7 protein-coding genes and 1 pseudogene are annotated in these 7429 nt (G+C 64.8%); 5 read left to right on the plus strand and 3 right to left on the minus strand.

Annotated elements, in window-relative coordinates; all coding sequences use genetic code 11:
- From EPO09_RS09045 to EPO09_RS09065, 5 genes and pseudogenes are all read left to right on the plus strand, one after another.
- Nucleotides 1–377, plus strand: a pseudogene (locus tag EPO09_RS09045) (ABC transporter ATP-binding protein); the annotation flags it as partial.
- Entirely contained in the window at nucleotides 374–1045 is a 672-nt protein-coding gene (locus tag EPO09_RS09050) for a cysteine hydrolase family protein (RefSeq protein ID WP_290642328.1), read from the plus strand. The pseudogene EPO09_RS09045 and the gene EPO09_RS09050, both read left to right, overlap by 4 nt.
- 8 nt (nucleotides 1046–1053) lie before the next feature.
- On the plus strand, nucleotides 1054–3006 hold the full coding sequence (gene atzF, locus EPO09_RS09055; protein WP_290642330.1) for an allophanate hydrolase: 1953 nt from the start codon (nucleotides 1054–1056) through the stop codon (nucleotides 3004–3006).
- A complete protein-coding gene (gene hpxZ, locus EPO09_RS09060) occupies nucleotides 3003–3413 on the plus strand; it encodes an oxalurate catabolism protein HpxZ (protein WP_290642332.1) in 411 nt (136 codons plus the stop codon). The genes atzF and hpxZ overlap by 4 nt, the downstream gene beginning before the upstream one ends.
- Complete coding sequence (locus EPO09_RS09065) at nucleotides 3410–4120, plus strand: GntR family transcriptional regulator (RefSeq protein WP_290642334.1); 711 nt, start codon at nucleotides 3410–3412, stop codon at nucleotides 4118–4120. The genes hpxZ and EPO09_RS09065 overlap by 4 nt, the downstream gene beginning before the upstream one ends.
- A 34-nt stretch (nucleotides 4121–4154) precedes the next feature.
- Here the strand turns inward: EPO09_RS09065 and EPO09_RS09070 are convergent, their stop codons facing one another.
- The 3 genes from EPO09_RS09070 to EPO09_RS09080 all read right to left on the minus strand — a co-directional run.
- Nucleotides 4155–5666, minus strand: a complete 1512-nt coding sequence (locus EPO09_RS09070; protein ID WP_290642336.1) for an FAD-linked oxidase C-terminal domain-containing protein — start codon at nucleotides 5664–5666, stop codon at nucleotides 4155–4157.
- Between the two features lie 56 nt (nucleotides 5667–5722).
- Nucleotides 5723–6181 carry a hypothetical protein gene (locus EPO09_RS09075; protein ID WP_290642338.1) on the minus strand — a complete coding sequence of 153 codons (459 nt, stop codon included), beginning with the start codon at nucleotides 6179–6181 and terminating at the stop codon, nucleotides 5723–5725.
- Nucleotides 6182–6310: 129 nt separating this feature from the next.
- Nucleotides 6311–7429 (minus strand): FIST N-terminal domain-containing protein (locus EPO09_RS09080; RefSeq protein ID WP_290642340.1); only part of this gene is annotated, 1119 nt, incomplete at its 5' end.

Below are 7429 nucleotides of genomic sequence, written 5' to 3' on the forward strand. Positions count from 1 at the left end.
CCAGCTACAAGGTCAAGACGCAAGGCGAGAACGCCCCCATCCGCGCTCTGTCTGGTGGCAATGTGCAGCGCGCCGTGCTGGCCCGGGAGTTTGACGGCCAGGTCGATGTGCTGCTGGTGTCCAACCCCGTTTTCGGTCTGGATTTCGCGGCGGTCGCCGAGATCCACAGCCGCATCATGGCCGTGCGCAACAAGGGTGGGGCCGTGCTGCTGGTCAGTGAAGATCTGGATGAGTTGCTCAAGCTGGCAGACCGCATCGTGGTCATGAGCGAGGGCCGCGTCGTGCACGAGTGCGATGCGCGCGATGCCGATCGACACGTGCTGGGCGCCTTCATGGGCGGTGCGGACCACCATCATCCTGTCAAGGAGGCCGCATGATCAAGAAGACCGTTCACGCTCAGCCCTTCGATTACCAGTTCGACATCCAGCATACCGCGCTGTTGATCATCGACATGCAACGCGATTTCGTCGAGCCAGGCGGCTTCGGCGCTTCGCTGGGCAACGATGTCAGCCTGTTGCAGGCCATCGTGCCCACCTGCCAGCGCGTGCTGCAGGCCTGGCGCGAGATGGGCGGCTGGGTGGTGCACACCCGTGAGGCGCACAAGCCGGATCTGTCTGATTGCCCGCCGGCCAAACTCAACCGTGGTTCGCCCACCTTGCGCATCGGTGATGAAGGCCCCATGGGGCGCATCCTCATCCGCGGGGAACCCGGGCACGCCATCATTCCCGAACTCGCGCCCATCGAAGGCGAACTGGTCATCGACAAGCCCGGCAAAGGCGCCTTCTATGCGACACCGCTGCGTGAAGCCCTGGAGGTGCGCCAGATCACCCACCTCATCGTGATGGGCGTGACCACCGAAGTGTGTGTGCAGACCAGCATGCGCGAAGCCAATGATCGGGGCTATGACTGCCTGTTGGTCGAAGATGGCACCGAGAGTTACTTCCCGCAGTTCAAGCAGGCCACGCTGGAGATGATTCGCGCCCAGGGCGCCATCGTGGGCTGGACTGCGCCCAGCGCGGCCTTGTTGCAGGCCATGGCGGCCTGAGCTGTTTCATGTCTCTTTCATTCCTTGCTCGCATGTCCTTCCTGAACGCTGCCCCCGCCCCCGATATCCCCGCCACGGTGGCGCTCCTTCTGGCTGCCTACCGCGACGGTCGCTTGCAGCCCGAGCAGGTTCTGGCTCGCCTTTGGTCGCGGTGGCAAGCCTGCCCGCAGGCAGAGGACCCGGCCTGGATCACCCGTGCCGATGCCCCATTCATCCAGCAGCAACTCGATGCGCTGGCCGGGCAGTCACCCGATAGCTTGCCCTTGTATGGCGTGCCATTTGCCGTGAAGGACAACATCGATGTGGCCGGTTTGCCCACCACGGCGGCTTGCCCGGCCTTCGCGTTCGAGCCCACCGAGTCGGCCGAGGTGGTGCGCCGCCTGATGGCCGCCGGTGCCATCGTCGTGGGCAAGACCAATCTGGACCAGTTCGCCACGGGGCTGGTCGGCATGCGTTCACCCTATGGTGCGCCTTCATCCACCTTCAGCGAAGACCATGTCAGCGGCGGATCCAGTTCCGGCTCTGCCGTGGTCGTGGCGCGCGGTGAGGTTTACTTTGCACTGGGTACGGACACGGCTGGCTCAGGTCGTGTGCCCGCGGGCTTCAACAACCTGGTGGGCCTCAAGCCCACACCGGGCCTGGTGCCCACCCACGGCGTGCTGCCTGCATGCCGCAGCCTGGATTGCGTGTCGGTGTTCACGCTCACGGCGGCCGATGCGGCGCGCGTGCTGCAGGTGGCAGAAGGGCCGCAGCCTGGCCAGGCAGTGTTCAATGCGTTCAAGCCTCGCTTGTCCCGCTTGCCGCACGCTTTGCGCGTGGGTGTGCCGGTGGCGCCCGAGTTCTTTGGCGATGCTGATTACGCGCAGGCTTTCGAGCAAGCCAAGGCGCAGTGGGCCAACCTGCGCGAGCCCGACGGTGAACCCTGGCCCGTCACCCTGGTGCCGGTTGACATGCGAGGCTTCTGCGATGTGGCGCGGCTCCTGTATGAAGGCCCCTGGGTGGCAGAACGTCAGGCTGCCATCTCGGCCTTCATGGCAGAACATGCCGATGACATGAACCCTGTCGTGCGCCGCATCATCGACAGCGCTGGCCAGCACGATGCCGTGGCTGCCTTCAAGGGGCAGTATCGTTTGAAGGAACTGGCCGCCCAGCAGGCCGCGGTGTGGGATGCCATTGATGTGCTGATGGTCCCCACTGCGCCCACCATGCCCACCAAGGCCAGCGTGGAGGCTGATCCTGTGGGGCGCAATGCGCAACTGGGCACCTACACCAACTTCGTCAACCTGCTGGGGCTGGCGGCCCTGGCCTTGCCCGCCGGTTTCACGCAGGGCAGCCTGCCATTTGGCATCACCTTGATCGCCCCGGGCGGTGCTGACGCTGCCTTGCTGGATCTGGGTGCGCGCTGGCAGGCCAGTTGCCTGGAAGAGGGCTTGACCTTGGGTCACGGCCTGGCCATGGCCACCGACAGCGAGCTGAGCTTGCCTGCTTGCCAATCACTCAGTGCCGAGCCCGTGATGGCCCTGGCGGTGGTGGGCGCGCACCTCAGCGGTATGCCCTTGCACTGGCAGCTCACCGAACGCCACGCGCGCTTGCTGATGCGCACGCGCACGGCGCCACGCTACCAGCTGTATGCCTTGCCGGGCACGGTGCCGCCCAAGCCTGGCCTGGCCCGCTTGGCTGACGATGCCCCCCCGGAGACGGGCCATGCCATCGAGCTGGAGGTTTATGCCGTGCCGCAAGCCTCGATCGGTTCTTTCCTGGCGATGATCCCGCCGCCGTTGGGGCTAGGCTCGGTCGAGCTGGCCGATGGCAGCTGGGTGAAGGGCTTCATTTGTGAGCCGTGTGGCATCGCCGGTGCGCAGGACATCAGCCACTTCGGTGGCTGGCGCGCCTTCATGGCGCATGTCAAGGCGCAAACCGCACCAGTCATACCAACAGAAGCAAGCAGGAGCGCTGCATGACCCTGGGTTCGACTCAGATCAATCTGCACGAGGTGGTGCAGGAGGTCACACGCATCTTTCTGGACTATGAATCAGCCTTGATGCGCAATGATGTGGATGCGCTCAATGCCTACTTCTGGCGCCACCAGGCCGTCACGCGCTATGGCATCTGCGACAAGCAACTCGGGCATGATGCCCTGGTGGCCTATCGCGCCAAGGTACCCGCACCCGATTTCACGCGTGCCTTGCATGACGTGCGCATCACCGCATTCGGGCCGGACATGGCCGTGGCCATGTGCGAGTTCAAGCGCAGCGACACCGATCTGCATGGCTTTCAGACCCAGACCTGGGTGCGCATGCCGGAAGGCTGGCGTATCGTGTCAGCCCACGTCAGCATGGTTCCATTCCAATCAACCGCTTCGCCATGAAACTGGTTTCAGTCTCTCCCCCGACTTCCTTGCCTGCGGTGACCCTGGCAGAGCGGGTCTATGCCCAGATCAAACAGTTGATCTTTGACTTTGCGCTGCTGCCAGGCGATCGCTTTTCCGAAAGCGATCTGGCCAACAGGGTTCAGGTGAGCCGCACACCCTTGCGCCAGGCCCTGCAGCGCCTGCAGCGCGAAGGCTTTCTGCTGGTGTTTCCCAAGAGCGGTTGGCAGGTCGCCCCATTGGATTTCGAGACCTTTGATCAGCTCTATGACCTGCGCGTGCTGCTGGAAACCCACGCCGTGGCCAAGTTGTGCGAGGCCGAAGAACGCCCTGCGCTCAAGGACCTGGCCGACACCTGGCTGATCAAGCCGCATGAACGCCAGACGGCCTTCATCACGGTGGACAAGCTCGATGAAGAATTCCACTCGGCCCTGGTGCGCGCCACCGGCAATGCCGAGATGATCCGCGTGCACGAGGACATCACCGAGCGCATCCGCATCATCAGGCGTCTGGACTTCACCAAGCCCTCACGCGTAGAGGCCACGTACGACGAGCATGCCCGCATCCTGCGCGCCATCACACGCAGGCGAACCGATGAGGCGCAACGCCTGCTCAAGGCGCACGTGGCGCAGAGCAAGGCGGAGGTTCGTCACATCACGCTGGACATGCTTTATCAGGCGCGCCAGCGCATTGCGTCAGGCCAATAAGACTTGACCGTGCGGTGCGCCCACAGCGCGCCAATCAGAACCGCGGCAAGGTCGCCAGCGCTTCCTTCAATGCAAGCGTCTGCCCCATGCCCTGACCGGGGCCTGGGCGCAGCTCGCCGCAGCGCGCCAGCATCGGGATCATCTTGCCCGGGTTGAGCTGTGCCTTGGGGTCGAAGGCGGCCTTGAAGGCCAGCATCTGCTCGCGCTCGGCATCCGTGAACTGCGTGCACATGGCGTCGAGCTTCTCAATGCCCACGCCGTGTTCACCCGTGATGCTGCCGCCCAGTTGCACGGCCTGACGCAGGATGTCGTTGCCAAAAGCCTCGGCGCGTTGGAGCTGGTCCGGGTCATTGGCATCAAACAGGATCAGCGGGTGCATGTTGCCGTCACCGGCATGGAAGACGTTCACGCAGCGCAAGCCATAGGTGGTCTGCAAGTCGTTGATGGCTTGCAGCATCGTGGCCAAGGCCTTGCGCGGGATGGAGGCATCCATGCACAGGTAATCCGGGCTGATGCGGCCTGTGGCGGGGAAGGCGTTCTTGCGGCCGCTCCAGAAGCGCAGGCGTTGGGCCTCGTCTTCACTGACGCTCACTTGCGTGGCGCCAGCCTGGTCCAGCACGGCGCGCAGGCGTTCGATTTCTTCCTCGACTTCTTCCGGGCTGCCATCGCTCTCAACCAGCAAGATGGCCTCGGCGTTCAGGTCATAGCCCGCATGCACGAAGTCTTCGACGGCCGCCGTCATGGGCTTGTCCATCATCTCCAGCCCGGCCGGAATCAGGCCCGCCGCGATGATGGCGGCTACCGCATCACCGGCCTTGCCCACATCGTCAAAGCTGGCCAGCAGGCAGCGCGCCACCTGCGGTTTGGGTAGCAGGCGCACCGTGATCTCCGTGGCCACACCCAGGAGGCCTTCGCTGCCGATGAAGGCCGCCAGCAGGTCCAGGCCGGCCGCGTCCAGGGCCTCGCTGCCCAGTTCCAGCACGGCGCCCTCGACCGTGAAGCCGCGCACGCGCAGCACGTTATGCACGGTCAGGCCGTATTTCAGGCAGTGCACGCCACCAGCGTTCTCAGCCACGTTGCCGCCTATCGTGCAGGCGATCTGGCTGCTGGGGTCGGGCGCGTAATACAAACCGTGGGCCGCAGCGGCTTCGCTGATGGCCAGATTGCGCACGCCGCATTCGACCACGGCTGTGCGGGCCAGCGGGTCGATGTGCAGGATGCGGTTGAGCCGGGCCAGCGACAAGGTCACGCCCATGGCGTTGGGCAGCGCGCCGCCAGACAGGCCGGTGCCGCCACCTCGGGCCACGACGGGCACATTCAGCTCATGGCAGGCTTTGAGCACCGCCCCTACTTGCTCATGCGTTTCGGGCAGTGCCACAGCCAATGGACGTTGACGGTAGGCGCTCAAGCCGTCGCATTCGAATGGCGTGACGGCTTCATCGCGCCACAGGATGCTGCGCTCGGGCAGCACGCGCAGCAAGGCCTTGACGACCGCTTGCTGGCGCTGTTGGTGCGTGTCGGGTGATTGAGTGACCGTGGTGTCCATCAGCGTCACTTTATACCCATCAGCACCTGTCGCTGGTGCCGCCGCATGGAATCAATTCAACCGACGATCAGATCCGAAATGCGCTTGAGCATCAGCATGTCGTGCTTGTCGATCTTCAGGCTGTCGCCATGCCCCTGGAATCGGTAGTGGCGCCCGGTGACGGACGAGCGCACGCTCAAGGCCCCTTGGCCGATGTAACGTGCGCGCAGTTCGCTTTGCGCTTTCGCCGTCGTGTTGGTGCGGGTTTGGGCTGGGCTGACGGCAGGATGCTGGCTGGGCCCCCGCGCGGACTGTGGCGCTGAGTGCTGTGCCACGGGGCGGCAGGCGGGCTTGACGGACATGGCCTCGTGGGCAGCTTGTTCGTACGTTGCCTCGGCTGGTTCGCGTACCGTGGCCACGGCCTGCGAGGCAGGGCCAGACGATGTGGCCCAACTGACCGGGCGCGGTGCGTGTGCGCCGTGTGCCGGCGCGGTAAAGGCAATAGGGCGGGGGCGAACGATGGGGCGAGCAATCATGGGGTGGACTCCGGCTGACGTCCTGCTACAGACAACGGCTCGCAGTGTGCGATCCGTGTCACCCCTTGAAAATCCCCTCGGGAGGTGCAGCCGCAAGGGGGCACACCGATGGGGGAAACCGTGTCGGTTTCAGCCACCAAATACCGTGAGTACGCCGGTGTAGCCGTACAGGTGGTGGCGCGCGATTTCGCCGCTGGCGAAGAACCCCACGAGTGGGATGTCGCCCAGGGCGTGGGCGATGACCTCCATCTCGGCGTTGGGTGCGCCAAAATGCGGTCCGCCTCGCCCGGCGCAACTCACGTAGACCGCGCCGAGTGGCGTACTGCCTGGGTGCTCGCTGGGATCGAATTCTTCGCGGATTTCCGCGCAGATGCGCACCAGATCCTTGCGCGCTGCGGCCACATGCCGTTGGCAGAAGGCCAGTTGCATGCCGCTTTCCACCAGATCGCTGACGGCGACGCCGTATCGGCTGGGGTCGATGCCGACCAGATGTCGCACGCGTGTATCGGCAGAGAAGTGTTGCCCATGCCCCAGCAGATCCGTGCCTTCATCGCTCAAGCCGACCAGCGTGGCGCGCACTTTGGGCAAGGCGTCGCGCTGCCAGTCGGTTTCGCTCACGGTCACCGGCATGCCGAGGTCCTTGAGCAGGCAGTTCAAGGCGGGCAGGCCATCGAGCTCGTAGACCACGTTGCGGTGTGCAGCCGTGATTTCACGCGTCGGGCCGATGGGCTCGCAGCCCTGGGTCACCCGTGTGACGAGCCTGACACGATTGTTGAAGGCCACCCCGGAGACCCCGCCTTGCCACACGCCGGTTTGCGGTGCATGCAAGCGCGCATCTTGCGCCGACATGGCGTGAGGATCCAGCGCCAGATGCAGGCTTTGTGATTGCCCTGCGCTCACGCCGCCAAACAGGAAGCCGGTTTCAGTCCGCTCTGCCAGCTCTTGAATCAGCTCGGGCAAATCGGTGGCGTGGCCGTCGGCATGCACCATGGCGGTGTGGGCGCGCCACTGGTCACCTGTGCGTGACGCCAGGGGATGCGTGGCGGCCAGTGGTTGCCGGCCATGAAAGACGCGGAAGTCGCTGGCAGGCAGGCTGCACAGCATCACGACCAGGGCGGGCTCATCAATGTATTCAATGCCGCTGGCCAGCACACCCGAGCCTACGCCGCCAACCCAGGCGACGTCGGGCAGGCGCTCGCGCAGGCTGGCCAGAACGACGCTTGCGCCGTAACTCAGCTCTTCGGTCAG

Source organism: Aquabacterium sp., from assembly GCF_004297345.1.
Classification (GTDB): Bacteria; Pseudomonadota; Gammaproteobacteria; order Burkholderiales; family Burkholderiaceae_C; genus Aquabacterium.